Source organism: Ruegeria sp. HKCCA4812 (assembly GCF_013034245.1).
GTDB lineage: Bacteria > Pseudomonadota > Alphaproteobacteria > Rhodobacterales > Rhodobacteraceae > Ruegeria.
In genome coordinates, this window is sequence record NZ_WQFQ01000001.1 from 1,248,280 (window position 1) to 1,274,797 (window position 26,518).

Annotated in this window: 30 protein-coding genes; 18 read left to right on the top strand and 12 right to left on the bottom strand. The window is 58.8% G+C overall.

Going from position 1 to position 26,518, the window contains the following annotated elements; genetic code table 11:
• Positions 1–57: 57 nt before the first annotated feature.
• The 4 genes from ftsY (at position 58) to GOW04_RS06235 (ending at position 3,596) form a co-directional block, all read left to right on the top strand.
• Positions 58–1,197 carry a signal recognition particle-docking protein FtsY gene (gene ftsY / locus GOW04_RS06220; RefSeq protein WP_171231873.1) on the top strand — a complete coding sequence of 380 codons (1,140 nt, stop codon included), beginning with the start codon at positions 58–60 and terminating at the stop codon, positions 1,195–1,197.
• Positions 1,198–1,287: 90 nt separating this feature from the next.
• Positions 1,288–2,190 carry an EamA family transporter gene (locus GOW04_RS06225; protein WP_171231874.1) on the top strand — a complete coding sequence of 301 codons (903 nt, stop codon included), beginning with the start codon at positions 1,288–1,290 and terminating at the stop codon, positions 2,188–2,190.
• A gap of 16 nt (positions 2,191–2,206) precedes the next feature.
• Complete coding sequence (locus GOW04_RS06230) at positions 2,207–2,812, top strand: inner membrane-spanning protein YciB (protein ID WP_152457594.1); 606 nt, start codon at positions 2,207–2,209, stop codon at positions 2,810–2,812.
• A gap of 115 nt (positions 2,813–2,927) precedes the next feature.
• Complete coding sequence (locus GOW04_RS06235) at positions 2,928–3,596, top strand: Crp/Fnr family transcriptional regulator (RefSeq protein ID WP_171170683.1); 669 nt, start codon at positions 2,928–2,930, stop codon at positions 3,594–3,596.
• Between the two features lie 220 nt (positions 3,597–3,816).
• Here the strand turns inward: GOW04_RS06235 and GOW04_RS06240 are convergent, their stop codons facing one another.
• The 6 genes from GOW04_RS06240 to rpiA all read right to left on the bottom strand — a co-directional run bounded on the left by GOW04_RS06240 (position 3,817) and on the right by rpiA (position 10,020).
• The gene (locus tag GOW04_RS06240; protein WP_171231875.1) at positions 3,817–5,331 is read right to left on the bottom strand and encodes a Do family serine endopeptidase; all 1,515 of its coding nucleotides are present in this window, start codon (positions 5,329–5,331) and stop codon (positions 3,817–3,819) included.
• Positions 5,332–5,441: 110 nt separating this feature from the next.
• A complete protein-coding gene (locus tag GOW04_RS06245) occupies positions 5,442–5,636 on the bottom strand; it encodes a DUF2065 domain-containing protein (protein WP_152457591.1) in 195 nt (64 codons plus the stop codon).
• Entirely contained in the window at positions 5,636–6,532 is an 897-nt protein-coding gene (gene hflC / locus GOW04_RS06250; protein ID WP_152457590.1) for a protease modulator HflC, read from the bottom strand. Before hflC ends, GOW04_RS06245 begins: the two co-directional genes overlap by 1 nt.
• Positions 6,532–7,674 (bottom strand): FtsH protease activity modulator HflK, encoded by a 1,143-nt coding sequence (gene hflK / locus GOW04_RS06255; RefSeq protein ID WP_171231876.1) that lies wholly within the window; start codon positions 7,672–7,674, stop codon positions 6,532–6,534. The genes hflC and hflK overlap by 1 nt, the downstream gene beginning before the upstream one ends.
• 72 nt (positions 7,675–7,746) lie before the next feature.
• Entirely contained in the window at positions 7,747–9,105 is a 1,359-nt protein-coding gene (gor, locus tag GOW04_RS06260) for a glutathione-disulfide reductase (RefSeq protein ID WP_171231877.1), read from the bottom strand.
• A gap of 126 nt (positions 9,106–9,231) precedes the next feature.
• Entirely contained in the window at positions 9,232–10,020 is a 789-nt protein-coding gene (gene rpiA / locus GOW04_RS06265) for a ribose-5-phosphate isomerase RpiA (RefSeq protein WP_171231878.1), read from the bottom strand.
• A 167-nt stretch (positions 10,021–10,187) separates the two neighbouring features.
• On the opposite strand from rpiA, the gene GOW04_RS06270 reads away from it, so the two are divergent.
• From GOW04_RS06270 to GOW04_RS06285, 4 genes are read left to right on the top strand one after another with little or no spacing between them, the layout of a single operon-like run.
• Positions 10,188–10,889, top strand: a complete 702-nt coding sequence (locus tag GOW04_RS06270; protein WP_171231879.1) for a glutathione S-transferase family protein — start codon at positions 10,188–10,190, stop codon at positions 10,887–10,889.
• A 1-nt stretch (position 10,890) separates the two neighbouring features.
• Complete coding sequence (locus GOW04_RS06275; RefSeq protein ID WP_171231880.1) at positions 10,891–12,264, top strand: L-serine ammonia-lyase; 1,374 nt, start codon at positions 10,891–10,893, stop codon at positions 12,262–12,264.
• 23 nt (positions 12,265–12,287) lie between these two features.
• Entirely contained in the window at positions 12,288–12,704 is a 417-nt protein-coding gene (locus tag GOW04_RS06280) for a GFA family protein (RefSeq protein WP_171231881.1), read from the top strand.
• A 45-nt stretch (positions 12,705–12,749) separates the two neighbouring features.
• Entirely contained in the window at positions 12,750–13,664 is a 915-nt protein-coding gene (locus GOW04_RS06285; protein ID WP_171231882.1) for a DMT family transporter, read from the top strand.
• Here the strand turns inward: GOW04_RS06285 and GOW04_RS06290 are convergent.
• On the bottom strand, positions 13,609–14,316 hold the full coding sequence (locus GOW04_RS06290) for a thiamine diphosphokinase (RefSeq protein WP_171231883.1): 708 nt from the start codon (positions 14,314–14,316) through the stop codon (positions 13,609–13,611). The two genes, GOW04_RS06285 and GOW04_RS06290, sit on opposite strands and share 56 nt — an antisense overlap.
• Positions 14,317–14,523: 207 nt before the next feature.
• Here GOW04_RS06290 and GOW04_RS06295 point away from each other — a divergent pair, with 207 nt between their 5' ends.
• Positions 14,524–16,140, top strand: a complete 1,617-nt coding sequence (locus GOW04_RS06295) for a hypothetical protein (RefSeq protein ID WP_254430064.1) — start codon at positions 14,524–14,526, stop codon at positions 16,138–16,140.
• A 146-nt stretch (positions 16,141–16,286) separates the two neighbouring features.
• Here GOW04_RS06295 and GOW04_RS06300 read toward each other — a convergent pair whose 3' ends face one another.
• The 5 genes from GOW04_RS06300 to nthA form a co-directional block, all read right to left on the bottom strand.
• A complete protein-coding gene (locus tag GOW04_RS06300; protein WP_171228487.1) occupies positions 16,287–16,523 on the bottom strand; it encodes a DUF2842 domain-containing protein in 237 nt (78 codons plus the stop codon).
• Positions 16,523–17,818: an adenylosuccinate synthase gene (locus GOW04_RS06305; protein ID WP_171119553.1), complete on the bottom strand. Its 1,296-nt coding sequence runs from the start codon at positions 17,816–17,818 to the stop codon at positions 16,523–16,525. Before GOW04_RS06305 ends, GOW04_RS06300 begins: the two co-directional genes overlap by 1 nt.
• 224 nt (positions 17,819–18,042) lie before the next feature.
• A complete protein-coding gene (locus GOW04_RS06310; protein WP_171231885.1) occupies positions 18,043–18,372 on the bottom strand; it encodes a nitrile hydratase accessory protein in 330 nt (109 codons plus the stop codon).
• The gene (gene nthB, locus GOW04_RS06315) at positions 18,369–19,046 is read right to left on the bottom strand and encodes a nitrile hydratase subunit beta (RefSeq protein WP_171231886.1); all 678 of its coding nucleotides are present in this window, start codon (positions 19,044–19,046) and stop codon (positions 18,369–18,371) included. The genes GOW04_RS06310 and nthB overlap by 4 nt, the downstream gene beginning before the upstream one ends.
• Positions 19,043–19,657, bottom strand: coding sequence for a nitrile hydratase subunit alpha (gene nthA / locus GOW04_RS06320; protein ID WP_171231887.1), 615 nt, complete (start codon positions 19,655–19,657; stop codon positions 19,043–19,045). Before nthA ends, nthB begins: the two co-directional genes overlap by 4 nt.
• 151 nt (positions 19,658–19,808) lie before the next feature.
• On the opposite strand from nthA, the gene secG reads away from it, so the two are divergent.
• The 9 genes from secG (at position 19,809) to GOW04_RS06365 (ending at position 26,496) form a co-directional block, all read left to right on the top strand.
• Positions 19,809–20,174, top strand: coding sequence for a preprotein translocase subunit SecG (gene secG / locus GOW04_RS06325; protein ID WP_152457575.1), 366 nt, complete (start codon positions 19,809–19,811; stop codon positions 20,172–20,174).
• A gap of 160 nt (positions 20,175–20,334) precedes the next feature.
• On the top strand, positions 20,335–21,978 hold the full coding sequence (locus GOW04_RS06330) for a CTP synthase (RefSeq protein ID WP_152457574.1): 1,644 nt from the start codon (positions 20,335–20,337) through the stop codon (positions 21,976–21,978).
• A gap of 122 nt (positions 21,979–22,100) precedes the next feature.
• Positions 22,101–22,583 (top strand): bacterioferritin, encoded by a 483-nt coding sequence (locus tag GOW04_RS06335; protein WP_152457573.1) that lies wholly within the window; start codon positions 22,101–22,103, stop codon positions 22,581–22,583.
• A gap of 167 nt (positions 22,584–22,750) precedes the next feature.
• On the top strand, positions 22,751–23,536 hold the full coding sequence (locus tag GOW04_RS06340) for an isocitrate lyase/phosphoenolpyruvate mutase family protein (RefSeq protein ID WP_171231888.1): 786 nt from the start codon (positions 22,751–22,753) through the stop codon (positions 23,534–23,536).
• Between the two features lie 66 nt (positions 23,537–23,602).
• Positions 23,603–23,896 carry a DUF1330 domain-containing protein gene (locus tag GOW04_RS06345; RefSeq protein WP_152457571.1) on the top strand — a complete coding sequence of 98 codons (294 nt, stop codon included), beginning with the start codon at positions 23,603–23,605 and terminating at the stop codon, positions 23,894–23,896.
• 42 nt (positions 23,897–23,938) lie between these two features.
• Positions 23,939–24,388, top strand: coding sequence for a TerB family tellurite resistance protein (locus GOW04_RS06350; protein ID WP_152457570.1), 450 nt, complete (start codon positions 23,939–23,941; stop codon positions 24,386–24,388).
• A 20-nt stretch (positions 24,389–24,408) separates the two neighbouring features.
• Positions 24,409–24,846 (top strand): TerB family tellurite resistance protein, encoded by a 438-nt coding sequence (locus GOW04_RS06355; protein ID WP_152457569.1) that lies wholly within the window; start codon positions 24,409–24,411, stop codon positions 24,844–24,846.
• Between the two features lie 5 nt (positions 24,847–24,851).
• Entirely contained in the window at positions 24,852–25,610 is a 759-nt protein-coding gene (locus GOW04_RS06360; RefSeq protein ID WP_174830218.1) for a phosphate/phosphite/phosphonate ABC transporter substrate-binding protein, read from the top strand.
• A 109-nt stretch (positions 25,611–25,719) separates the two neighbouring features.
• Positions 25,720–26,496 carry an ABC transporter ATP-binding protein gene (locus GOW04_RS06365; RefSeq protein WP_152457567.1) on the top strand — a complete coding sequence of 259 codons (777 nt, stop codon included), beginning with the start codon at positions 25,720–25,722 and terminating at the stop codon, positions 26,494–26,496.
• Positions 26,497–26,518 lie beyond the last annotated feature (22 nt).

The following is a 26,518-nucleotide window of genomic DNA, read 5'->3' on the forward strand; positions in this document are numbered from 1 at the left end:
CCTTTGCAACTGCCGCAAATCCGCATTAGGTGAAGGGAACACCTGTGGAGACCAAGTATGGCGTTTTTCTCAAAGCTAAAGGACAAGCTGTTCAAATCTTCATCTCGTCTTGAAGAAGGGCTGGAAGCCATCGTCGAGGATGGCGGCGAGGAAACGGCGGCTCCGGACCCTGTGATCCCCCAGCCGCAGCCCGATCCGCAACCGATTCCAGAAGTGCCAGAGCCTGCCCCGGCCCCGCAACCGGCTGAACCGCCGGCACCGATCCCGGCTGACCCAACGCCTGTCGCTCCGCCGCCGGAAATACCGGAATCCAAGGGTATCCTGAACCGCCTGTTCAATCGAGGCGCCGTCACGGAAATGCGCCGAACCCTGGACGATGACATGCTGGAGCAGCTCGAAGAGCTGCTGATCGCCTCGGACATGGGCGTCGACACGGCCTTGCGTGTCACATCGAACATGGCTGAGGGCCGCTTTGGCCGCAAACTGTCGACCACAGAGATCAAGCAACTTCTGGCACAAGAAATCGCCCGCGTGATGGAGCCTGTGGCCAAGCCTCTGCCGATCTATCCCAAACGGCCACAAGTGGTGCTGGTCGTCGGCGTCAACGGCTCGGGCAAGACCACAACAATTGGAAAACTGGCCAGCCAGTTCAAAGAGGCCGGCAAAAAGGTCGTCATCGCCGCCGGCGATACCTTCCGCGCCGCGGCCGTGGAACAGTTGCAGGTCTGGGGTGATCGCGCCGGAGTTCCGGTTCTGACCGCCCCCGAAGGCTCGGACCCCGCCAGCCTCGCCTTTGACGCGCTGACCCGTGCACAGGCAGAGGGCGCCGATCTGCTGATGATAGATACGGCGGGCCGCCTGCAAAACCGCACCGACCTGATGGAGGAACTGGCCAAAATCGTCCGCGTCATCCGCAAGGTCGATGACACTGCTCCGCACAACACCTTGCTCGTACTCGACGCCACCACCGGACAGAACGCGCTGAGCCAGGTGGAAACGTTCCGCAATCTGGCGGACGTTTCCGGTCTGGTCATGACCAAGCTGGACGGCACGGCCAAGGGCGGTGTTCTTGTTGCCCTGGCAGATAAATTCGGGTTGCCCATCCACGCGATCGGCGTCGGCGAACAGATCGACGACCTTGCCCCTTTCGACCCCGAAGAATTCGCCGCCGCCCTCACCGGTCTCGACAAAGGCTGATCCCAGGCTTCATCTGGCCCCAAATATCCTTGGGGGGTGTGGGGGGCAGACAGCCCCCTACCCTCTCCGCTCCGCAAAAGGTCCGCGTATTTGAGCGACTGGCTGATCTCTCTCGAAGGCACCGAAGCCGGACACCAGCTGGCATTGGTGCTGGCTTTGATGGCGGCGTTCCTGCACGCGGTCTTCGGTGCATTGCAAAAAGGCAGGCATGACCCATGGCTGTCCCGCGGCGCGATCGACGCCTGCTATTGCCTCATGGCCGCCCCCTTCGCCTTTTTCGTGGTGCCCTGGCCCGAACCTCATATGTGGCCGATCTTCGCGCTCGTCTGGCTGATCCACATCGCCTACAAGACACTGCAAGCCATGGCATATACCAAAGGCTCTTACACCGTCGTCTATCCGGTGGTGCGCGGGACGGGCCCGCTGTTCACGGTCATCGGTGCCTATCTTCTGTTCGGCGAAACATTCTCGGCAGTTCAATGGCTGGGTGTGGCCACCTTGCTGGCGGGGATATTCGGGTTGGCTGCCTACAACTTCAGGTTCCTGGAAACCAACAGGGATACGCTGGGCATCGCGCTGACACTGGCAATCATCACTGGCCTGTTTGTGGCCCTGTACACCACCTATGACGCCTATGGCATTCGCGCCACCGCCGATCCGTTCACCTTTCTGGCCTGGTTCTTCATGATCGACGGCGCGGCCATGCCGATCTACGCATTTCTCAGGTGGCGCGCGATGGCGCACAGACCTGCGCCTGGTCCGCTGATGCTGCGCGGCCTCGCTGGCGGTATCATCGCCCCTTTGTCCTTCGGGGCGATCATGCTGGCCACCCGGCTGGACAAAGTCGGTGAAGCAGCCGTTCTGCGCGAAACCTCAACAGTCTTCGCTGCGCTGATCGGCTGGCTTGTGCTAAAGGAAACGGTTGGCCCAAGACGCATTTCCCTGATGGCATTGATTGCACTTGGCGCCGTAATAGTTGAAATGGGCGGATAAGCAGCAGGAAGTACAGATGACAGGCAAAAAAGACATCAACCCGTTTCTGAAACAGGTTCTGGAACTTGGCCCCCCGCTGGCCTTCTTCTTCATCTACCTGCGCCTGCGCGACGACAGCTTTCTGATCGGCGGCATCGAGTATTCCGGCTTCATTATCGCCACGATTATCTTTGTCCCCCTGATGCTGGGGGCAATGGGTATCCTATGGTATTTGACTGGCAAACTCAGCCGGATGCAGATCTTCACGGCCATCATGGTGATTTTCTTCGGCGGTCTCACAGCCTGGTTCAACGACGAGCGGTTCTTCAAGATGAAAACCACACTTGTCTATGGTCTGTTTGCCCTGATCCTCGGCATCGGTCTGATGCAAAAGAAATCCTACCTGGCCTATGTTCTGGACGAAATGCTGCCGATGAAACACGAAGGCTGGATGATACTCACGCGCCGTCTGTGTGCTTGTTTCGCCGTTCTGGCCGCCGCAAACGAATTCGTCTGGCGCACCATGTCGACGGATCTGTGGGTCAAGATCGAGACTTTCGGCTTTCCCATCGCGCTGATGGCCTTCCTGATGCTTCAGTTCAGCATTCTGCAACGCTATATGGACGATCCCGAGCAGAAATAGCGGCCTTTACACCCGCCAGACCTGCCAAAACAAACAAAATTCTTGGCTTGAGCGCCCAGCTATGGGAAGTTGTGCCACCACCCACTCTCATACCCTGCCCAAGATCGGTGCATACATGACGGCCTTTCCCACCAGCGGCTTCCTTGCCGAAGCTTCCGACGGGCTCAGAGAAATGCTTTCGGCGCAGGCGACCGAAATATCTCTGTCCCAAGGTGAAATACTTTTTGAACAAGGTGACGAGGGCGACTCTCTCTATGCCATTTTGGAAGGCACGTTAGAGGTTTCCTTTCTGGCAATGAGCGGCCGCAAACTGACACTTACCTTGATGCGCCCCGGCGAAGTCTTCGGTGAAATCGCGTTGTTCGACAATGGTCCGCGTACGGCCACCATTGCGGCGGCCGAAAAGTCGCGTGTACTGCGTGTGCGCCGCAACGACGTTATGAACCAGATCAGGCAACAGCCTGATCTGGCCGTGGATATGATCCGTCTGGCCGGATTGCGGATGCGATGGATGGGATTGCAATTGAACGAGCAGGTCTTTCTGCCCATGCCTATTCGGCTGGCTCGCAAGCTGCTGCACCTGTCCAGTTTACAGGACGACCCGGCCGCGCGCATCACCCTGTCGCAGAGCGAACTGGCCGAATTTGTCGGTGCCACACGCGAGGCAGTATCCAAAACCATCTCGATCTGGAAACGCGACAACATGGTCGAAGCCTCTCGTGGCGGTTTGCTGATCCAGGATTTTGAAGCCCTTCGAGAATTGGCTGATTCAGATCTTATTTGATCCGGTGTGATCTGGTTCACAGACCATCGATTACGCTTTGACCTAACGTGAGATTGTTACCGTAGGAGGTCAGAGAATCATCCCCGATATCTGTCCACTGACCTCTCCCTGTATCTGAGCCATACGCAATCACTGCGTATGGCTCATTTTTTTGCGTGGCGGTGATACCGGGTCTGGCCCGCAATAAAAAAAGGCCGGGAGGGTTTCCCGGCCTGTTCAATCAGTTCTCGAGGCTCAGCGCAACAAAACGCGGATCGCCGCCCCTGCGCACCAACAGCAGCAGAGATTTGCGACCAGCTTCGCGCGATTCTTCCATACGGGCTTCAAGATCTCCGATGGTTTCCACCTTTTGCTGGCCTGCTTCGGTGATAAGATCACCTGCCCGCATTCCCTTGGCATACGCCTCAGATGCTTCATCGACATCTGTAATCACAAGGCCGTCTGCATCACCATCCAGACCCAAATCTGCACGCAGCGTATCGGTCAGGGGGGAAATCGTCAGGCCCAGAATATCCGCGTTCTCTTCAATCGGAGCATCCTGCGGTTCCTCCTCGCCAGTGTCAGCGCGTTCCGCATCTTCCCGACGCCCCAGTGTCACAAGTACGGTCTGGGTTCCGCCGTCGCGGTGCACGACCACTCTGACCGACTTGCCAACTTCTGCTTCACCGACCTGACGCACCAGACCTCGGGTGTCTTCCACCTCGACTCCATCAAAGCTGAGGATCACGTCACCCGCCTTCAACCCAGCTTCCTTGGCGGGGCCGTCCGGTACATCGCTGATCAGCGCCCCACCCGGCTTTTCCAGGCCCATGGCCTCGGCCATGTCCTCAGTTACGTCCTGAATGCGGACGCCCAACCACCCGCGGCGGGTCTCGCCATATTTGCGCAGTTGATCCACGACCTTCACGACAACATTCGACGCCATCGAGAAACCAATGCCGATTGAACCGCCGTTGGGCGAAAGGATTGCGGTGTTCACTCCGATCACTTCGCCGTCCATGTTGAACAGCGGCCCGCCCGAGTTGCCCCGGTTGATCGCCGCGTCCGTTTGAATGTAATCGTCATAGGTTCCGCTCAGCGCTCGGTTGCGTGCAGAAACGATCCCTGCCGATACCGAAAAGCCTTGCCCAAGCGGGTTGCCCATGGCGATAACCCAGTCACCCACACGCGCTACGTCGCTGTCGCCGAATTTCACGTATTTCAGTGGGCCCGAAGCCTCGACCTTGAGCAGCGCGATATCGGTTTTCTCATCCGTTCCGATAACCTTGGCCACCAGCTCTTTCTTGGGTTGCCCATCGCCGGGGAAGAATTCCACAAGTATCTCATCGGCTTCGGCGATCACATGGTTGTTTGTGACGATAAAGCCATCTTCCGAGATCACGAAACCAGATCCCAGCGCGTTGCTTCTGCGCGGCGCGTTGTCACCGTTGTCACCGTTGCGATCCTGAAACTCGCGAAAGAAATCCTCGAACGGAGAGCCTTCAGGAACAATACCTTGCGGTCCAGTTTGGCCTTCGATCAAAGTGCTGGTGGTAATGTTCACTACTGCCGGGCTGATTTCCTCAGCCAGCGGTGCCAAACTTTCACTTTTGGCCTGCGCCGCAACCGATTGCGCCAGCAACAGCAGTGAACCTGCAAAAGCCAGCCACATCAGCCGCATCCAAACACTCACTTCGTCCCACCGGACGGATACACTGCGCGCTTTCGCCTGCACTTGAGCTCTCCTTGTCGACATTCACGCCAAGACCGCTTGTTCTCGGCCTTTCTTACAAACCAATGTAGTCAGTTTGCCCCCACGAGCAACTCGGGATCGCAGCGAAATCACCAGCAAGTGAAACCACAGCGTCAAAATCCCAATTGTTGCGCGCCCCAAAGCAGGACCAAACCGCTGATCACGCATAGCAATCCGACCAGGCGCCGGGCTTGCTCTGGCATGTCCCGCAAGGCTTCAAGCATCCGCTCTATAAGCGAAGGGGCCAGCGCATAGGCCAGCCCCTCGACAATCAGTACCAGCCCGAAAGCCAGAAGGATCATACCCATTATTCAGACGCCGCAGCCGCCGGTGCCCGCCGTCCGGTTGGCGAAGCGAGGTAGTTGAAAAACTCGGAATCCGGGCTCAGGATCAATGAGCTATTACCACCTTGCAGCGCATTTTCATACGCGGTCAGCGAACGGTAGAACTCGAAGAACTCCGGGTCTGCACCATACGCTTCGGCAAAGATCGCGTTGCGTTCGGCGTCAGCTTCACCGCGGATGATTTCCGCCTCACGACGGGCATCCGAAACCAGTTCGACCACGGTACGGTCTGCCTGAGCGCGAACACGTTGTGCAGCTTCGTTACCGCGGGCGCGCTCGTCGGTCGCCTCACGTTCACGTTCAGCCTTCATCCGGTCGAATGTTGCCTCAAGGTTCGCCTGCGGCAGGTCGGTCGCTTTCAGGCGCACGTCGATCACGTTGACGCCCAGCGCACGTGCCTCGGCAATTGCGCTGTTGCGGATGCGCAGCATCAGCGCGGCACGGTCTGAACTGAGGATGTCACGCGAGGACACCGAACCCAGTACTTCGCGGGTTTCAGCGCGCAGGATACGATCCAGACGGTCTTCGGCGACCGGAATACCACCCACACCAACGGCCTGACGGAACTGTTCCAGATCAGAAATCCGATAGCGGGCGAAGGCATCAACCACCAGTCGGCGATCATCCAGAGGCGTAACCTCCAACGGCTGAACGTCGATGGACAGGATCCGGTCGTCATAGCGGACAACTTCCTGAATCAGCGGGATCTTGAACGCCAGACCCGGCTCTTCCTTGACCGCAACAACGCGGCCAAACTGCAGAACCAACGCGCGCTCACGTTCATCCACGATGAAGATCGAGGACAGTACACCAACAATCGCGATGAAAACGATCGGCAGAATAAAGGTCGCTTTACGCATCAGTTGCTCTCCTGTCCGGAATTGCGGCGCAGTTCGTTCAGCGGCAGGTAAGGCACGACGCCCTGCCCCGAACCTGTCGAGTTTTCATCCAAAATGATCTTGTCCACGTCACCCAGAACCTGCTCCATCCGCTCCAGGTACAGACGTTTGCGGGTCACATCAGGCGCTTTGGAATATTCTTCCAGAACCGCACTGAAACGGCTCGCCTCACCCATGGCGCTGTTGATCTGTTGTGCGCGGTAGGCTTCGGCTTCTTCGAGTACCTGGGCAGCTTCACCGCGCGCCTCGGCCAAAACCCGATTGGCATAGGCGTCGGCGACGTTTTGCAGCCGGTCACGCTCCTGCGCGGCGGCCTGAACATCGCGGAAGGCGGCGATCACGTCCTGCGGCGGGTCGGCCTTGTCGAAGTTCACTCGGATGATGTTCACACCCGAATCGTAGCTGTCCATCGTCGTCTGGATCAGTTCCTGAAGGCGCTCAGCAATGATGCCGCGATCCCGGTTCAGGATTGGTGCCAGCTCGCTCTGCGCGATAATCTCGCGCATCGCCGATTCCGACACGGCGCGGATCGTCTGACGCGGATCACGCAGATTGAACAGGAACTTGGCCGGGTCGTTGATATTCCAGACGACCTGATAGTCGATATCGACCACGTTTTCGTCGCCGGTCAGCATCAGGCCATCGTCGCTGCCCCGGGCGCCGCCCATATCTTCTGTCTGTTCGCGGGTGACCGGAATCACCTCGGCAGTTACAAACGGCCATGGCGCGAAGTTCAGACCCGGATTGCCCACGGCCGAAAACTCACCCAGAAACAGCTCAACTGACTGTTCTTCCGGTTTTACGGTATAAAAGCTGGCCAGCCCCCACAAAACGGCAGCTGCCACCAGACCAATCGCAACTGTACCTTTGGTAAAGGCCGGGCCTCCACCGCCCTGACCACCGCTGCCATCACGGCCACCGCCGCCGCGACCGCCCATCAGGACGCGCAGCTGCTCCTGGCCTTTTTTCATCAGCTCGTCGATCTCGGGAATCTGCGGGCCTTCGCCTTCGGGTGGGCGTCGCCCGTCCCCGTTGTTACCCCGATTTCCTCCACCTCCTGAAGAGCCTCCGCCCCCCCAGGGGCCACCGCTGTTGCCCGCCATATGTATCATTTCCTTCGTTTAGGCCCGTGTGATCACGGGCACACTTGTAACTTGTGTGCGCGCGCTTGCAAATCAAGCGGAGCGTACAGGTTGCCGCATTGTCACCAGTTCTTCCGCCATAACGGGATGTACTGCAACCGTGCGATCGAAATCTTCCTTTGTCGCGCCCATCTTCACGGCAATTCCGGCCAGCTGGATCATCTCTCCTGCTCCGGGGGCAACAATATGGCAGCCCAGAACCTTGCGGGTGCCCTGGCTGACGATCAGTTTCATCAGAACCCGTTGCGTGCCACCGGCAAACGCCTTCTGCATCGGTTTGAACGAAGTGGCATACACATCGATCGGTTCCTGGGCAGAGGCTTCTTCCTCGCTCAGGCCAACTGTGCCGAATTCCGGTTGCGTGAAAATGGCGGTTGGGATCAGCGCGTGATCCACAGGGGTCGGGTTGCCTTTGAAGACGGTTTCCACAAAAGCCATACCCTCGCGAATGGCCACGGGTGTCAGGTTGACCCGGTCGGTCACATCGCCAATGGCATAGATCGACGGAACCGCGGTCTGGCTGTATTCATCCACGACGATCTCGCCCTTGCGCCCACGTTCAACGCCCAGGTCTTCCAGCCCGAGGTTATCGGCATTCGGTGCCCGGCCGGTGGCGTACATGACAACATCGAAACGATCCTCGGTGCCGTCCGTCGCCTTGACGCGGATCTGGTCGCCATCTTTGGTCATTTCCAACACATTGGTGCCCAGACGGACATCGATGCTGTTCTGGCGCATCTCTTCGCAGATCAGCCCACGCGCTTCTTCATCAAAGCCACGCAGGATCTGCGCACCGCGATAGAATTGCGTGGTCTTGACACCCAGACCGTTCATGATCCCGGCAAATTCGCTAGCGATATAGCCACCGCCGACGATCAGAATGCTTTCGGGCAGCTTGTCCAGATGGAAAATCTCATTCGACGTGATCGCAAGATCCGATCCCGGGAAATCCGGCACCACCGGTCGACCGCCTGTTGCAATCAAGATGTGTTTGGCGGTTTTGCGGGTGCCATTGGCCAGCTCGACCGTGTGCGCATCCACCAGGCGCGCCCGCTGATCAAAGCTTTCAACGCCGTTGTTTTTCAGGATGCTGCGATAAATCCCTTCCAACCGGTCCAGTTCTGCAACCAGTTTGCCGTGAAACATGTCCCAGTCAAACGCGCCGGGCTGAACATCCCAACCATAAGCTTGCGCATCTTCGATCATGCCCGAGTATTCACTGGCAAAGACCATCAGTTTCTTTGGCACGCAGCCCCGGATCACGCAGGTGCCGCCATAGCGGTCTTCTTCAGCCAGCGCGACCTTTGCACCGGCTTCACCCGCCGCCACGCGTGCCGCCCGGACCCCGCCCGAGCCTCCGCCGATCACAAAAAGATCATAGTCAAAGCTCATGCCGGGTTCCTTCGTTCAACTTGCAAAAATCCTCTGGATATCTGGGCGCAAAAACCCCGGTGCCAACCCCCGGGCGTGGAATTTTCGATCTTTTGCCGACGCTTGTCCGATTGGCTTGCATAAAACTCAGTCCGTTTGGTCGGAAAACAGGTTTTCCCGGGATCCGCTCAGCAGCTGATCCAGTTCCAGGGTACCCGCGTTGATATCCCGCAGTTCGACCCGCCCGTCGCCGTGGCCGATGATGACCTTGTCACAGATATCGATAAACAGGCCGTTTTCCACCACGCCGGGAACCTGGTTGAGGATCAGGGCCATCTGACGGGGATTGCCGATGCGTTGCAGGTGCAGGTCCAGAATGTGATTGCCTTCATCCGTCACGAACGGGGCCGCGCCATTCATACGCAGCGCCGACGAGGTTCCAAGTACATCCATCGCGTCCAGCGCTTCTTCGATCAGTGTTCGCGTGGTTTGCCAGCCAAATGGAACAACCTCGACCGGCAAGGGGAAAGCACCCAGCGTTTCCACCTCTTTCCCGGCATCTGCGATGACGATCATCTGATCGCTGGCCGTGGCAACGATCTTTTCCTGCAAATGCGCACCGCCACCGCCCTTGATCAGGTTCAGGTCGGCGTCGAATTCATCCGCGCCGTCGATGGTCATGTCCAGCCACCCGGCCTGATCCAGAGAAATGACTTCGATCCCGACTTCGCGTGCCAGCTGCGCGGTGCGGGTGGAGGTGGGAACGCCCTTGATCCGCAGACCTTCGTCCTGCACCCGTTCGCCCAAACGACGGACCAGCCAGGCCGCAGTGGATCCCGTTCCAAGACCCACGCGCATGCCGTCCTCGACCATCTCGGCGGCACGACATGCGGCCACGTATTTTGCGGTGTCGATGGGCGACAGTTCTCCGGTCATGGCAGCTTTCCCAGTTTGGCCTGCCGGAGTTATAGGGAATGCGCCGCGCGACTGCGACCACAATTTGCGGTTCGGCAAGCGTAAAGATGCCTGAAGACTGCGCGTTTCCTATCGGAAACGTCGCAATCATGTCTTACACCCTCATCTTTGTCATATAGATTGCCCGCATGTTGACCCGATACCGCCTGCACTACGCCCCTGACAACGCCTCGCTGGTGATCCGGCTGGTGCTGGAAGAAATGGGGGCAACTTATGAAACTGTGCTGGTCGATCGGCGTTGCAACGAACAGGACAGCGCGGCGTACAGGGCATTGAACCCCAACGGTCTGATCCCGGTGCTTGAAACTCCGCAAGGGCCGATCTTTGAAACGGCAGCAATCCTGCTGTGGCTGTCCGAGCGCCACGGGCAACTGGCCCCGGCGGCAGACGCCCCCGAACGCGCCGAGTTTTTGAAATGGCTGTTCTTTGCGTCCAACACGCTGCACGCAGATCTGCGCATTCTGTTCTATGCCGAGAAATACATCACCCCGCCACAGGCTGATACCCTGCGTGCAGGCATCCGACCCCGTTTGAAGCAGCACCTGCAACTGCTGGACGCGCTGGCAAAACGCGCACCAGCCTGGTTCTGCGCGGAATGCCCGTCGGTTTTGACCTATTATGTCGCCTGTATGATGCGTTGGATGGCCTTGTATCCGGCCGAGGCAGATCGCAGTTGGTATGCGCTGGCTGACACCCCGGCCCTGCAAACCATCCTGGCACAGCTCGAGACACGCCCCGCCATCCACACGGCCATCGCGGCCGAGGGTCTGGGCCCCGCACCCTACACCTCTCCTATTTACGCCAACCCCTTAGAAGGCTCAGCTACCTGACATGTTCCTCTCTGTCTTCGATATGTTCAAAGTGGGCATCGGCCCGTCATCCTCGCACACCATGGGCCCCATGGTGGCGGCGGCGCGCTTTCTGGATATGATGCGTGCTTCACCCTTTGAATTTGCGGGTCTGAAGGGCTCGTTGCATGGCTCGCTCGCCTTTACCGGCGTCGGCCATGCGACCGACCGGGCGACCATACTGGGCCTGGCCGGCTTCGTTCCGGACACCTACGACAATAACAAGGCCGAGGCCGCATTGGCGGATATTGCCAAGACGCACACGGTTACCCCCGACGGCCTGCCGACGCTTCAGTTCGATCCCAAAACAGACCTGATTTTCGACTATGACACCAACCTGCCGGGACACGCCAACGGGATGATCCTGATGGCCACGGACGCGCAGGGGGACGTGATCCTGCGCCAGGTGTTCTATTCCATCGGTGGCGGTTTTGTTCTGACCGAAGAAGAACTGGCCGAAGGCAAGGCAACGGATGAGGGCGCACCGGTGCCGTTCCCGTTCAAGTCCGCGGCTGAAATGCTGGAGATGGCCAAATCCAGCGGCAAAACCATCGCCGAGATGAAGCGCGCCAATGAGATTGCGCGCGGCTGCGCCGACAGTTTCGCCAAAGGATGCGCCCGTCTGTGGGACGTCATGAATGCCTGTATCGAACGCGGTTTGACGACCGACGGCATTCTGCCCGGCGGGCTGAAAGTGCGACGCAGGGCAAAGGGTATCTATGACGCGCTGATGGCCGAACGCGGCATGAACCTGACCGCGCCGCACACGATCAACGACTGGATGAGTGTCTACGCCATGGCGGTCAACGAAGAAAACGCCGCCGGTGGGCAAGTCGTAACGGCACCGACCAATGGGGCGGCGGGCGTTCTTCCTGCGGTGCTGCGCTATTACCTGGACCACGTTCCTGGTGCCTCGGAGAGCCATATCGAAGATTTCCTTCTGACCGCGGCCGCGATTGGCGGGCTGGTCAAATACAATGCGTCCATCTCGGGGGCCGAAGCGGGGTGCCAGGCCGAGGTCGGCAGCGCATCAGCCATGGCCGCGGCGGGGCTCTGCGCCGTGATGGGCGGTACGCCCGAACAGGTTGAAAACGCCGCCGAGATCGCGTTGGAGCATCATCTGGGCATGACCTGCGATCCTGTCGCCGGGCTGGTTCAGGTGCCCTGTATCGAACGCAACGGGCTGGGGGCCATCAAGGCTGTGTCCGCCGCGTCTTTGTCCCTTCGCGGGGATGGAGAGCATTTCGTGCCGCTGGATGCGGTGATCGAGACGATGCGTCAGACCGGCCATGACATGCACGAAAAATACAAGGAAACCTCGCTTGGTGGATTGGCCGTGAACGTGCCAAACTGCTGAGATCGCAACAAATGGGGGTCGAAATGCGTGGACATTGCCTGTGCGGCAGCATCAAGTACGAAATCGACCCTCCTGCCCTGTCGTGCGTCACCTGTCATTGCGACAGCTGCCGACGCCAATGCGCCGCGCCGATGACAACCTATTTCGCGGTTCGTGACGGTCAGTGGCGCTGGATCGGGGAAGAGCCGAAACGCTTCAACTCTTCGCCCGGAGTCGAGCGCAGCTTTTGCCCGGATTGCGGCACGCCAATCTCGTTCCGCTCGGCCAAAATGTCGGATGTGCTGCATCTATACGTCGCCACTTTGGAGAACCCCGAAGCAATGCAGCCCACATTGCACGTGGCTCATGAAGAAAGGCTGAGCTGGCTGCATCTGGATGACAACCTGCCCACCTGCACCGGGCCGGATTACACAAAGGTTCAACCCCTGCCCGAGGCCTGACATTCGACCTTTCCACTGCGCCGCGAAGCAGATAGCGTCGCGCGCATGACTCAGGATCGTCCCGTCTTTGGCATCTTTTTGATGCTCGGTTTTTGCGTGCTTGCACCCTTGGGGGATGCGATGGCAAAGCTGTTGGGCGAAACGACACCGTTGGGTTTGCTGGTTGCAGCCCGGTTCGCGGTGCAAGCGCTGATTCTTATCCCGTTGGTGATGATAACAGGCCGGCCCTGGCGGATGCACGGGCGTATCCTGCGCCTGACAGTCATCCGCACGCTGTTGCACATCATCGGCATAACCGCGATGTTCAGTGCGTTGCAGTTCCTGCCCCTGGCTGATGCCATCGCCATTGCATTTGTCATGCCGTTCATCATGTTGCTGCTGGGCAGATACGTTCTGGGCGAAGAGGTCGGCGCGCGGCGCCTGGTGGCCTGCATCGTCGGTTTCATCGGCACACTCCTGGTCATACAGCCCAGCTTTGCCGAGGTGGGCTTACCTGCCCTGCTGCCGTTGATCGTTGCCGTGGTCTTTGCCCTGTTCATGCTGGTCACGCGGCAAATCGCCAAGGAAACTGATCCGATTTCCTTGCAGGCGGTGTCTGGTGTCATGGCAACTGTGGGGCTGGTTCCTGTCCTTGTGATCGGAACATCGCTTGGTATCTGGAACCTGTCAGCCGCCTTGCCCGCCCCCGACATGTTTTGGCTGCTGATCGCGATAGGAGTTTTGGGAACTGTCGCACATCTGCTGATGACATGGTCGCTGCGCTATGCACCTTCGGCCACGCTGGCCCCGATGCAATATCTGGAAATCCCTGTGGCGACCCTGATTGGCTGGGCCATCTTCAGCGACCTGCCGGACGGGCTGGCGGCGGTTGGGATCATGATCACGGTCGCCGCCGGTTTGTACGTTATTCTTCGCGAACGGGCCACCGCTCGCTCTGCCCCGACAGAAACACCTGCATAAGCGGATCGAGTGCGGCGCGGGGAACCATCACCAACAGGCCGGGCCCATCCATCTGCAATTCAACATCCGACAGTGCGCGATTGGAGGTGCCCACCTGGTCGTCCGGTTGCAACCGCAGGCCGTCGATGGGCCATTCCAGCCCGGTGCTGCGCCCGGTCACAGGGCACATTGGAAACAGCGACACCACATCCCCCGGCAAGACCGGCAGCCGGATTTGGCGAGGCGCGTGAAACACCACCTCATGCGCACCCAGCAGAATGCAGGCCTGTTCCTGACGTTTGACCAGCACGTTCAGAACGGCAAGCTGATGATCAAGCCGTCCGCCCAGAAAACCGGCCCCCAAAACCAGTGGAGCCTGCACATTACGCAAGGCCTTGTCGAAATCGGTGCTGTCCTGTTCACGAATGGCAAAAAGCCGGTCAGACGGGATATTGGCTTTCGTTGCTTTGTCCAGCGAATCGAAGTCCCCGATGACCGCATCCGGAATCCGGCCTGATTCTGTCAGAACTGCCGCTCCACCATCAGCTGCAACGACAGAAGTGACGCGGTTCAGCACCAAATTCAGGTCCTCGGAACCAATAAAACCACCCCCAAACAGCCCGATTGGATCGGCAGAGCGTACAATTGGTTCATTTTTCCAAAGATTGGCCATTTTTCCCGGATTTGGACACATTAAGACCACAAAATGATAGGTTCATGCATAAAGTTCAGAGCCCTCGTGTGCTCCCGATTCCGGGTAAGTGGGCTCTCGTAGTTTGTAAAGGACGTGCGTCTGATGGTACAGAATAACAAGGTATTAACCGTTTCATATGGAACCTTCTCCTGCACTTTGGAAGGATTCGACGATTCCTTTGAAACGATGAAAGCCATTGCCGAATATTTCCGCGATCTTGCTGCAGATGATCGTTACTTCGGCTCAGAGCCTCCACAACCAGACGCCGAAATGCTGACCCGTATCGCACGCCGCGACGCATCGCAACGCGTCGAAGCCAGCCAAAACGAATCCGGGCTTCTGCTGCGTGCCGCTCCAAATACTGAAGCCCCGGCACCGGTCGCTTCTGACGCAACGGGCCCGCATGCGCAAAATGCAGATGCTATGACCACCCCCCCTCCCGGATATGCGCAAGCAAGCCCGGGGCAGACCGCGTTCACGAACGCGGAGGCCGTCGACGCCACCACATCTCCGCCGGCCGACAGCATTGCCGCAAAACTGCAACGCATCCGGGCCGTTGTTTCCCACTCGGACGTCCCCCCCACTGCCTATTCCGAAGACGAGGAATCTTCGCTGCTGGCCAACACCGCCCCCCCGGTGGACGCCGTGGCCGCTGCGTTCGAAGCAGGTGCTCTCAATGCGGATGACTTTGCTGAACCTGCTCAGCCCGAGGCCGCAGAAATCGAGGATCTGCAAGCGCTTGACGCCGAAGAGGTACAAGACGACGCGCCGGCAGTATCTGAACACCAGGCCTTCGAATCCGCCGCGCCGAATATCGAGAACAATTCCGAACAGCAGGTGCAGCTGACCCCCGACCACCTGCGGGATGAAGAAATCGAGGTCGCAACGGACGACGCGCAGCTTCCTGCTGAGCCCCTGTTTTCGGATCTTGAAGAGGATACCGACGAGGAAATCGACGAAGAAGATGTTCCAAACATCCTCAACGTCGAAGACGTGGCGATCGAATCCGAAGATGAAGCAGATGACGAGCCGCAAGACGATCAGGCGCAAGGAGTATTGTCGGAAGAGGACGAAATTCAGCTGCTGTCCGAGATTTCCGAAATCGAAAAAGACATGGCAGGTCGTTCAAGCCAAAAACTGACGGATGACGCCGATCCTGATCAGGATATCTCGCGACTGATGGCCAAAACCGGTGAACATATGGAGGATCCCTCCAGCAGCGACGCGCGAGAAACCTATTCGCACCTTCGCACCGCCGTTGCCGCGACCGAGGCCGACCGTGATGACCAACCGGCCCCGAAAACCTCGCCTGTTGATGAGTATCGCGTTGATCTTGCGTCAGCGGTCAGCCCGCGCCGCCCCGAAGTTAACGTGACCAGCATACGCCCGGAAGCAGACGCTCCGGCTCCGTTGAAGCTGGTTGCTGAGCAGCGCGTGGACGATCAAAGCGAATCCAATGGCCCCGTGATGCCGCGTCGCGTGACCGCTCAAGTGGAAGAAACCGGGTCGGAAGAAGGCGGTTTTGCGCAATTCGCACAGGATCAGGGTGCACAGTCGCTCCAGGACCTGCTTGAAGCGGCCGCAGCCTACCTGTCTTTCATCGAAGGACAGCAACAATTCTCGCGCCCGCAACTGATGAACAAAGTCCGTTCTTTGAAGCAGGATGAGTTCAATCGCGAAGAAAGCCTGCGCTCCTTCGGACAGCTGCTGCGCGATGGAAAAATCGAAAAAGCCGGTGGCGGCCGTTTTGCGGCCTCTGACCTGATCGGCTTCCGTCCTGATGATGAGCGCGCAGTAGGCTGACTGCCGCGCCATAGCAAAAGGGCCGGGTGAACCCCGGCCCTTTTGCTATGGCGCGCCCAGAGACAAACGCACGTTGTTAAACAAGACTCAGCGTTGCCCATTGTGCCGGGCCCGACCAGTCCCCTTGGTCCGAGCAATGGCCCGGCTCAGGATTGATCCGGGTCCTCTTTGCCAACGCCGCGAAAAACGAACTTGAACGGCAGGGCCCAAAGAATGCCCAGAACGATATAGACCAGAAGTTCCACCCATATCGGGGGGCGCTCCAGCCAGTTCAGAACCGTCACCACCGCCACAATGTAAAGTGGCAGGCCGATCACAAGAATTACCAACGACCAACGCCGGCGCGCCTTATAGCTCAGACCTGTTTTCTGCTCTTTGTTCATCAATCTGCAAACGGGTCGGTCACCAGAATGGTGTCGTCCCGCTCCGGGCTGGTGGACAAAAGGGCCACAGGGCATTCGATCAGCTCTTCCACGCGGCGCACATACTTGATTGCGTTGGCAGGCAATTCGGCCCAGCTGCGCGCGCCTTCGGTGGATTCGCTCCAGCCCGGCATTTCTTCGTAGATCGGGGTGCAGCGCGCCTGCTGTTCTGCGGCAGTCGGCAGATAATCGAGGCGCTCGCCGTCCAGTTCATAGCCTGTGCAGATCTTCAGGGTTTCGAACCCATCCAGAACGTCCAGTTTTGTCAGAGAGATCCCGTTCACGCCACTGGTCGCGCAGGTCTGACGGACCAGGCACGCATCAAACCAGCCACAGCGGCGCTTGCGACCTGTCGTTGTTCCGAACTCATGCCCGCGTTCCCCAAGGCGCTGACCATCCGCATCCTCAAGTTCTGTCGGGAATGGGCCCTCGCCGACACGGGTGGTGTAGGCTTTGACAATCCCCAGCACAAAGTCGATCGATCCCGGTCCAATCCCCACCCCGGTCGCGGCCTGACCTGCGATCACGTTGGACGAGGTCACGAATGGATAGGTGCCGAAATCGATGTCCAGCAGAGCGCCCTGCGCCCCTTCGAACAGGATGCGTTTACCCGCTTTGCGTTTTTCGTTCAGCACTTTCCACACAGGCGCGGCAAACGGCAGAATCTCTTGCGCGATCTCTTTCAATTGCGCGATCAGAGCGTCGCGGTCGACCGGCTCGATTCCCAGACCCTTGCGCAGCGGATCGTGGTGCTGCAAAGCACGGTCTACCCGAGCCTCGAGCGTGGCCTCATCCGCCAGATCCGCGACGCGAACGGAACGGCGCCCGACCTTGTCTTCATAGGCCGGCCCAATCCCACGACCTGTGGTGCCGATCTTGGTTCCCTTGCTGGCCGCCTGTTCGCGCGCACGATCCAACTCGCCGTGGATCGGCAGGATCAATGGGGTGTTCTCGGCAATCATCAGCGTATCGGGGGTGATTTCCACACCTTGTGCCTGGATGGTCGCGATTTCCTTGACCAGATGCCAGGGGTCCAACACCACGCCGTTGCCGATGACGCTCAGCTTACCGCCGCGCACGACACCGGACGGCAGAGCGTGCAGCTTGTAAACTTCGCCATCAATCACCAGCGTATGTCCGGCATTGTGCCCGCCCTGAAAACGCGCGATCACGTCCGCCCGTTCGCTGAGCCAGTCGACGATCTTGCCTTTTCCTTCGTCACCCCACTGGGCGCCGACAACAACCACGTTGGCCATATCCGGTCCTTTTGCGCTGAGTTATCAAACCCGGCTCATATAGCTGGGCGCAAACGGCAGGGAAACCGATATTTCGCCGCAGATGAAAATCGCGCGAACGCGCGATGCCTCCGGCGGGGATATTTATGGCCAGATGAAAAGCGGATCCCCTGCTTCATCTGGCTGAAAATATCCCGGGGGAGCCGCACGGAACGAGCGGCGGGGGCAGAGCCCCCTGCCCGACATCAACGCAGATGCACCGGTTGCCCATGAGGTGTCGTCAGATAAGCCTCTTCCCAGGACTCATGTAGGCCTTTTACCTCCTGTGGCGGCGCGACGCCCTGCTCGGCCAGCAACCCCTCGAGCGTTTCCAGCCATGCACGGAAATAGTCGTCGCCGCCGTCCAGCTCTCGCGCGAGCCCGTGGCGTTTCAACGTGCCCGAGAACCGTGCCGCCCAATCGGACCAATCGAACCGCCCCGCCTCGTTCAGGGCAACGGTGACGGCAAAAACCTGAGCGTGCCAGGGTTCGGCAAACACCGGTTCTGGGGCTGAATGTTCATTGCAGCCGCTCATGCCGGTTCCAGATAGCTTTGCCAGAGATCCAGAACCACTTCGTCATCCGGATGCTCCGGGCTGGTCCAAAGTTCCGAAGCGGGGAAGACCACGGCATAGACCGGTTCGGGCGCTTCGCCCAGCCCATGAGCATTGGAATCGGGCAGGACATGGGTTCCGTGCAGGCGCAGTATTCGACCCCTGGCACCAGACGCATAATTCGGCAGCCGTGTGTGCCCGCCATCCACAATGCGATTTCCCGCCGGACGGGTCGTGACCACCTGTTGACCGACAGAAAACTGCACCGCCACGTTCGAAGGTCTGTCCGCTGGTCCACCTTTGGCCAGGGCGGCTGACACGGCGTCCGCCTTGAGCATCCGTTCCGCTAACGGATGCGGCCCATCCTCTACGCCGCTGCGCAGGTCATCCAGAGAAAGAACGCCGCGTTCAACCAACAGGTCAGCCAGGCCCGAAATCCATTTCTCGTAGTATGAAAACCGGGCGTAGTCCTTCGGCAACAACCGTTCCCTTGCGTGGCGGGATACGTCGATATTCCACTGCCCCAGAAAGCCGGATGCAAGTGTCACCGCAAGCGCCCGCGCGTGCCAGTCTTCGGCGAAAACCGGCGCGTCCTCGGCCTCGGGATTTATCGGACCATCTCCAAAGCGGCCGCCCATATCGTGAACGCGGGTCATGAAGGGGCCTTCGGCAGGCCCGTGCCGATCATGCTGTCACGTGTCACAAGTGCGGCAAGCGCCTCCTCATCCATCCCATCAGTTCCATCGGGACGCATCGGCAGAACGAGATAGCGAACCTCGGCCGTCGAATCCCACACCCGCACCGAAGTGTCTTCAGGCAGGGTGAGGCCGAATTCGGCCAGTACCTTGCGGGGTTCACGTACCGCTCGGGCACGGTAGGCATCAGATTTGTACCAGCCCGGCGGGATACCCAGCAACGGCCAAGGATAGCAGCTGCACAAGGTGCAGACGACTATGTTGTGCCGGGTTGGCGTGTTCTCGACAACAACCATGTGTTCACCCTGGCGACCATAATAACCAAGATCCGCGACCATCGAGGTGGCGTCTTCCAGCAGAGCGGCCTTAAAAGCTGGGTCGCTCCAGGCTTTGACAACCACCCGCGCACCGTTCTGCGGGCCAATCTTGTTCTGATAGGTGTCTATGATTTCGTCCAGAGCCGCCGGGTCGATCAGGCCCTTGCGGGTCAGAATCGTTTCCAGCGCTTTGACGCGCAGCGCGGGTTCGGTCGGCAAAAGGGCGTGCGGGTGGTCGTGGTCGTCATGAGGCATGGGCCGCAGCCTGCGTCACGCATCGGCGTTCTGTCCAGTCCCTTTGACGTGATATGACGTATCACGTGCGGTGATGCGAACTCGTGACTTGCCCCCGCTGGCAAACTTGCATAGATACCACGCGATACACGCCACGCTGTACAGGAACACCATGGAAAACGTCGTTCTCATCATCCACCTTCTCTTGGCCCTAGGCTTGATTGCCGTTGTTCTGATGCAGCGGTCCGAAGGCGGTGGCCTTGGCATGGGTGGCGGTGGTGGCGGAGCCATGACAGGCCGTGCAGCGGCGACGGCTTTGGGCAAACTGACCTGGATCCTTGCCGCTTGCTTCATAGTGACCTCGATCACGCTGACCATTCTGGCGGCGCAGAAATCTTCGGGCAGCTCGGTGATCGACCGTTTGGGCGTGCCGGCTCCGGCTTCAAGCGAAGAAAGTACTCCGGCAATTCCGTCGGCGGATGACCTTCTGCCGCCTGCACAGGGCGACAACGCGCCACTGATCCCGCAGGCCGACTGACCTACAAAACCTAGAAACATGGAAGAGGACTGCAACAGCATCTTGCGGTTCTCTTGCGCTTTTGGCGCGAATCCTTTATACGTGAAGTCCCGTGATGCAGCGGTTTTTCGAAACCGTCGGGCAGCTGATAATGACGTCTCACGGGAGCAGCCGAAAAACTATGGCGCGTTTTATATTCATCACTGGTGGTGTGGTTTCGTCCTTGGGCAAAGGACTGGCTTCGGCGGCGTTGGGCGCCTTGTTGCAGGCCCGGGGATACTCGGTACGGCTGCGCAAGCTGGACCCCTATCTGAACGTGGATCCGGGGACGATGTCGCCGTTTGAGCACGGCGAAGTGTTCGTCACCGATGATGGGGCCGAAACCGATCTGGACCTGGGCCATTACGAACGGTTCACCGGCGTGGCCGCGCGCAAGACCGACTCGGTCAGTTCGGGGCGGATCTATTCCAACGTGCTCGAAAAGGAACGCCGCGGGGATTATCTGGGCAAGACCATTCAGGTGATCCCGCACGTCACCAACGAGATCAAGGATTTCATCGCCATCGGCGAGGATGAGGTTGATTTCATGCTGTGCGAAATTGGTGGCACCGTGGGCGATATCGAGGGTCTACCGTTTTTCGAGGCGATCCGCCAGTTCAGCCAGGACAAGCCGCGCGGGCAGTGCATTTTCATGCACCTGACGCTGCTGCCTTACATCAAGGCCTCGGGCGAGCTGAAAACCAAACCGACTCAGCACTCGGTGAAGGAACTGCGCTCGATCGGTCTGGCGCCCGATATTCTGGTTTGCCGCTCGGAAGGGCCGATCCCGACCAAAGAGCGCGAGAAACTGGCCCTGTTCTGCAACGTGCGCCCCGACAGTGTGATCGCAGCGCAGGACCTGAGCACCATCTATGACGCGCCGCTGGCCTATCACCGCGAAGGTCTGGATCAGGCCGTTCTGGACGCGTTCCAGATCAGCCCTGCGCCCAAACCTGATCTGGCAAAATGGGAAGACGTCAGCGACCGCATCCACAACGCCGAGGGTGAAGTGAAGGTCGCCATCGTAGGCAAGTATACGCAGCTTGAAGACGCCTATAAATCGATTGCCGAGGCGCTGACCCATGGCGGCATGGCCAACCGGGTCAAGGTCAAGGTCGAATGGGTTGACGCCGAGGTGTTCGACAACGAAGACGTCGCACCCTATCTTGAAGGTTTCCACGCGATCCTCGTCCCCGGAGGCTTTGGCGAACGTGGCACAGAGGGCAAAATCAAGGCCGCGCAATATGCGCGCGAGCACAAAGTCCCCTATTTGGGCATCTGCCTTGGGATGCAGATGGCCGTGATCGAGGCCGCCCGAAATGCGGCTGGCATCAAGGAAGCTGGTTCGGAAGAATTCGACCACGAAGCCGGGAAGAAACGTTTTGAACCTGTCGTGTACCATCTGAAGGAATGGGTGCAGGGCAATCACAAGGTCGAACGCAAGGTCGGCGACGACAAGGGCGGCACCATGCGTCTGGGTGCTTACAATGCGGTGCTGGCAGAGGGATCGAAAGTCGCTGAAGTTTATGGCGGCACGCAGATCGAAGAGCGCCACCGTCACCGTTATGAAGTGGACATCAAGTACCGTGAGCAGCTTGAAAAGGCCGGGCTCAACTTCTCGGGCATGTCGCCGGACGGACGCCTGCCCGAGATCGTGGAATGGTCGGATCACCCATGGTTCATCGGCGTGCAGTACCACCCGGAACTGAAGTCCAAACCGTTCGATCCGCATCCCCTGTTCCGCGATTTCGTGCGCGCTGCGAAAGACACCTCGCGCCTGGTCTGACCCTGGGCTGTGTCGGACTGTCACCCCGCGTTGTTTTGTGCGGGCTGATCTCTTAACTGTATGTGCAAGCAGAATTTCTGCTTCGCAGGTTCAATGCCGTTCAGAGTTTCAGGAGATTTCCGATGAGCAACGCAACAACGATTACCAACCTCCAGCAAGCGCTTCATATGGAGCTGACGGCGGCGCACCAGTACCAGCTGCATGCCCATGTGCTGGAGGACTGGGGGCTGGACATCCTTGCCGAAAAAATGCGCGCTGAAATGCAGGAAGAATTGGGTCACTCCGACGCGTTCATCGAGCGTATCCTGTTCCTTGGCGGCGTGCCCGAGCTTGCGTTTCAGAAAAGCCCAGTCGCCGCGGGGTCTCTGGAAGACATGTTTGCCGCGGACCTGAAAGATGAAACCGAGGCGGTCGACTTCTATACCAAGGCCGCGTTGCAGGCCGCCGAGGTCGGCGATGTCGGGTCAAGGACCCTGTTCGAACGCATCTTGCTGGAAGAAGAAGGCCACAAGGACTGGCTGGACACTCAGCTGAACCTGTTGAAGCGTTTGGGTGAGGCCAACTTCAGCGCAAAATTCGTATCCGGCGCCGCAGAAGAAGCCTGAGGCACGCACCGCCGCTTACCCATGCACCAGCATGGCCCGGACCATCTTGCAATGGACCGGGCCGTGCGGTTTCCGTCACTTCAATGTGACGCTGCCGAGCAAAAAACCTCTACTCGGTCTGCCCTCATGGGGTTAACTGTTGATCACACCACGACAGGAGAGCCCCGATGAGCGATCAATCCCAACGCGCGAAGACCTTTGCCAGCCTTCACAAAAAGGGCGACCCCGTCATTCTGTTCAACATCTGGGATGCTGGCAGTGCCGGCGCGGTGCGGGATGCAGGCGCGCAAGCCATTGCAACTGGCAGTGCACCTGTTGCCATGGCACAGGGTTTTGGCGACGGTCAGAACATCCCGCTTGAGACCGCATTGGACAATGCGCGCCGCATCGTTGCAGCGGTTGATCTTCCGGTGACACTGGATTTCGAAGGGGCATATGCCGAAGATCCACTGGGCATTGCACAAAACGTCAAGCGTGCGCTGTATTGCGGCGTGGTTGGTTTCAACTTCGAAGATCAGATCATCGGCGGTGACGGGCTGTACGATACAACTGTTCAGGCCAAACGCGTCGAAGCCATGCGCGCGGCCTGCGAAGACGCGGGCATACCTGCCTATGTCAACGCAAGAACCGACATTTTCCTGAAAGCCCCGGCAGAAACACATGATGAGGCCATGCTGAACGACGCCATTGCCCGTGCTTCGGCCTATGAGGCTGCGGGCGCCAGCGGTTTTTTTGCTCCGGGGCTGAAAGACGAGGCGATGATCAGCCGTCTGTGCGAGCGTACGAATCTGCCGGTCAACATCATCGCCCTGCCCGGCACTCCTGGCACACCGCGTCTGGCTGAACTGGGGGTTGCGCGCGTCAGCTATGGTCCGGTTCCTTATCGCCAGATGATCAAGTGGTTAACAGATCAGGCGCAAGCCGCTATTCACTACCGCAACTGTTCACCCTGAAGTTGTGGGATTGCAATTGCCGCCACTTCTCATCACCCTGCTTTTGAAATCGGACAGGAGGCAAGCCTGATGAAAGGCTATTGGGTTGCACATGTCGATGTGGACGACATGGACACGTACAAGACCTACATTGCTGCAAATGCGGAGCCCTTTGCAGCTTATGGTGCGCGCTTTCTGACGCGCGGAGGAAAGCGTGAAGTTAAGGAAGGCGCAGCGCGCGCCCGGACCGTTGTGATCGAATTTCCCAGCTATGAGGATGCGCTTGCCTGTTACGAAAGCGAAGCATACCAGAAAGCCAAAGCACTGCGCGCCCCGGTATCGATGGGCGATCTTGTGATCATTCAAGGCTATGACGGGTAGACTACGCTTGGCGCACCACAAAATATGGAATAATCTTTTGCCATGTTGAAAAAGTTCCTTCAGGCGCTCAGACCGCCCCAGCATGAACATCTTCCGGACCCGGATGCCGAACTTGCTCTGGGGGCGCTCATGGTGCGCGTGGCGCAGGCTGATCGGGACTACAAGCTGGAAGAGATCCGCCTGATCGACAAAATCCTGGCCCGTCTTTACCAGCACAACGCGATCGAAGCAGCCAAGGTGCGCGCCACATGCGAAAAGCTTCACGCGGCAGCGCCGGATACCGATACCTTCGGCAAGCTGATCCGCGAAACCACGGATCTGAAGGAACGCCTGGCCGCTCTGGATGCGCTGTGGGAAGTTGTTCTGGCAGATGGAAACACCGACGAAGGCGAGGTGAAAATCGTCGAGGAAGCCCGCGTTGCCATGGGGTTGAGCTTTAACGACAGCAAGGCTGCGCGTGAACGCGTTCAAAGCCGCTTGGATGTGAGTTAGTCGCTCGCTATATCTAACGCATGTTCAGTGAATTTCTTTCCAGGCTCACGCAGCCTCAGCCCGATCCTCTTGTCGACGATGACGCCCGCCTGGCCCTGACGGCCCTGCTGGTGCGTCTGGCACGGTCAGACAATGACTATTCCGATACCGAAATGGCCCGTATCGACCGAATTTCGGCGCAACGCTATGGCCTGTCCCCGTTCGAATGCGCCGCCCTGCGTGCCCGCGCAGAAGATCTTGAGGCCGAGGCCCCGGACACCGTCCGCTTTACCCGAGCCATCAAAGAGGCGGTTGCCTACGAAGATCGGCTTGCGGTCGTTCAGGCACTGTGGTCCGTGGCGTTGGCCGATGGGCACCGCACAAGCGAGGAAGATTCGCTGCTGCGTCTGGTGGTCAGTCTTCTAGGCGTAAGTGACGTGGATTCCGCTTTGGCACGGCAAAAGGCTGCAAAATCGTGATTGCCATGCTGGGCATGTATGACATGCCTGCCCTGCAAGCCGCCAATGACAGGTTCTGGAACCTGATTCGCGCCCAACTTGGATCAGGCCCGGAACACCTTACCCGCGACAAAGACGTGTGGACGGTCTGGCGGGACCCAAAACTGATTCTGGCACAAACCTGTGGCATGCCGTTTCGAACCCGATTGCATAGTCACGTGCAACTGGTTGGCACCCCGGACTACGGCCTGCCCGGATGTCCACCCGGGTATTATTGCTCGGTCTTTGTGGCACGCCTTGACGACGATCGGGATCTGGCGGGGCTGAGCACAGGCGTGTTCGCGTATAATGAGAGCCTGTCCCAATCCGGCTGGGCAGCCCCGATCACACATATGACCCAAGCAAACCTGCACCCCGCCGGACTGTTGGAAACCGGCGGGCATGCGCTGTCTGCCCAAGCCGTCGCAGATGGCAAAGCGGACTTTGCCGCACTGGACATGCTGACGTGGCTGATGCTGCAACAACATAGCAATTTGGGGACCAAACTGCGCGAACTGGCAAGAACGACTCCGACTCCGACCCTGCCCTACATCACATCGATGGGTCAGAATCCGCAGGTCGTTGCAGGCGCTGTTCGGGCCGCGATTGACCAGCTTTGCGACGACGATCAACGATTGCTGCATATACGCGGGTTGATCGATATTCCCGCGGCGCACTACTTGGCTGTCCCCACTCCGGCGCCCCCCAAAGACGGCGGATCAACGACTGCCCAATTTGTCGACTGATTTTGGCCAATTTGGGTGTTTCTCCGCTTGATTCTGTCATTTGCACATTGCATTGACCTTTTTTTTCGGTCCTAGTACCGGACCAACACCACCAACCACTGGACTGCCCGTGACAGAAACTGCACCCGTTATCGAAATCAAAGACCTTCACAAAAGCTTCGGAAATCTTGAAGTGTTGAAGGGGGTCGATATCACGGCACATCGCGGTGACGTGGTATCACTGATTGGGTCGTCCGGGTCCGGCAAGTCGACGCTTCTGCGATGCTGCAATCTTCTGGAAGACAGCCAGCAAGGAGAAATCCTTTTCAAGGGTGAGCCTGTGAAATGGTCCGGGGAAAGCCACGGGCGCCGCCCCGCCGACTCCAAACAGGTTCTGCGCATACGCACCAACCTGTCGATGGTGTTTCAACAGTTCAATCTTTGGGCGCATATGACCATCCTGCAAAATGTGATGGAAGCCCCCGTGACCGTTCTGGGGCGCGACAGGGCCGAGGTGGAAGAGAGCGCGCGCAAGTATCTGGATAAGGTTGGCATCGGCGACAAATGCGACGCCTATCCGGCGCAATTGTCCGGCGGGCAGCAACAGCGCGCCGCCATCGCCCGCGGCCTGTGCATGGAACCCGAAGCCCTGCTGTTTGATGAACCGACTTCGGCTTTGGACCCTGAACTGGAACAGGAAGTGATCAAGGTGATCAAGGACTTGGCCGCCGAAGGGCGTACCATGATCATCGTGACGCATGACATGAAAATGGCCGCCGACATTTCAAGCCACGTGGTGTTCCTGCACCAGGGCCTGATCGAGGAAGAAGGCACGCCCGAAGATATCTTCACATCTCCTGAATCCGAACGGCTTCGGGGTTTTCTCTCCGCCACTCAGGCGGCTTAACTTCAAAAACAGAACCAAACTG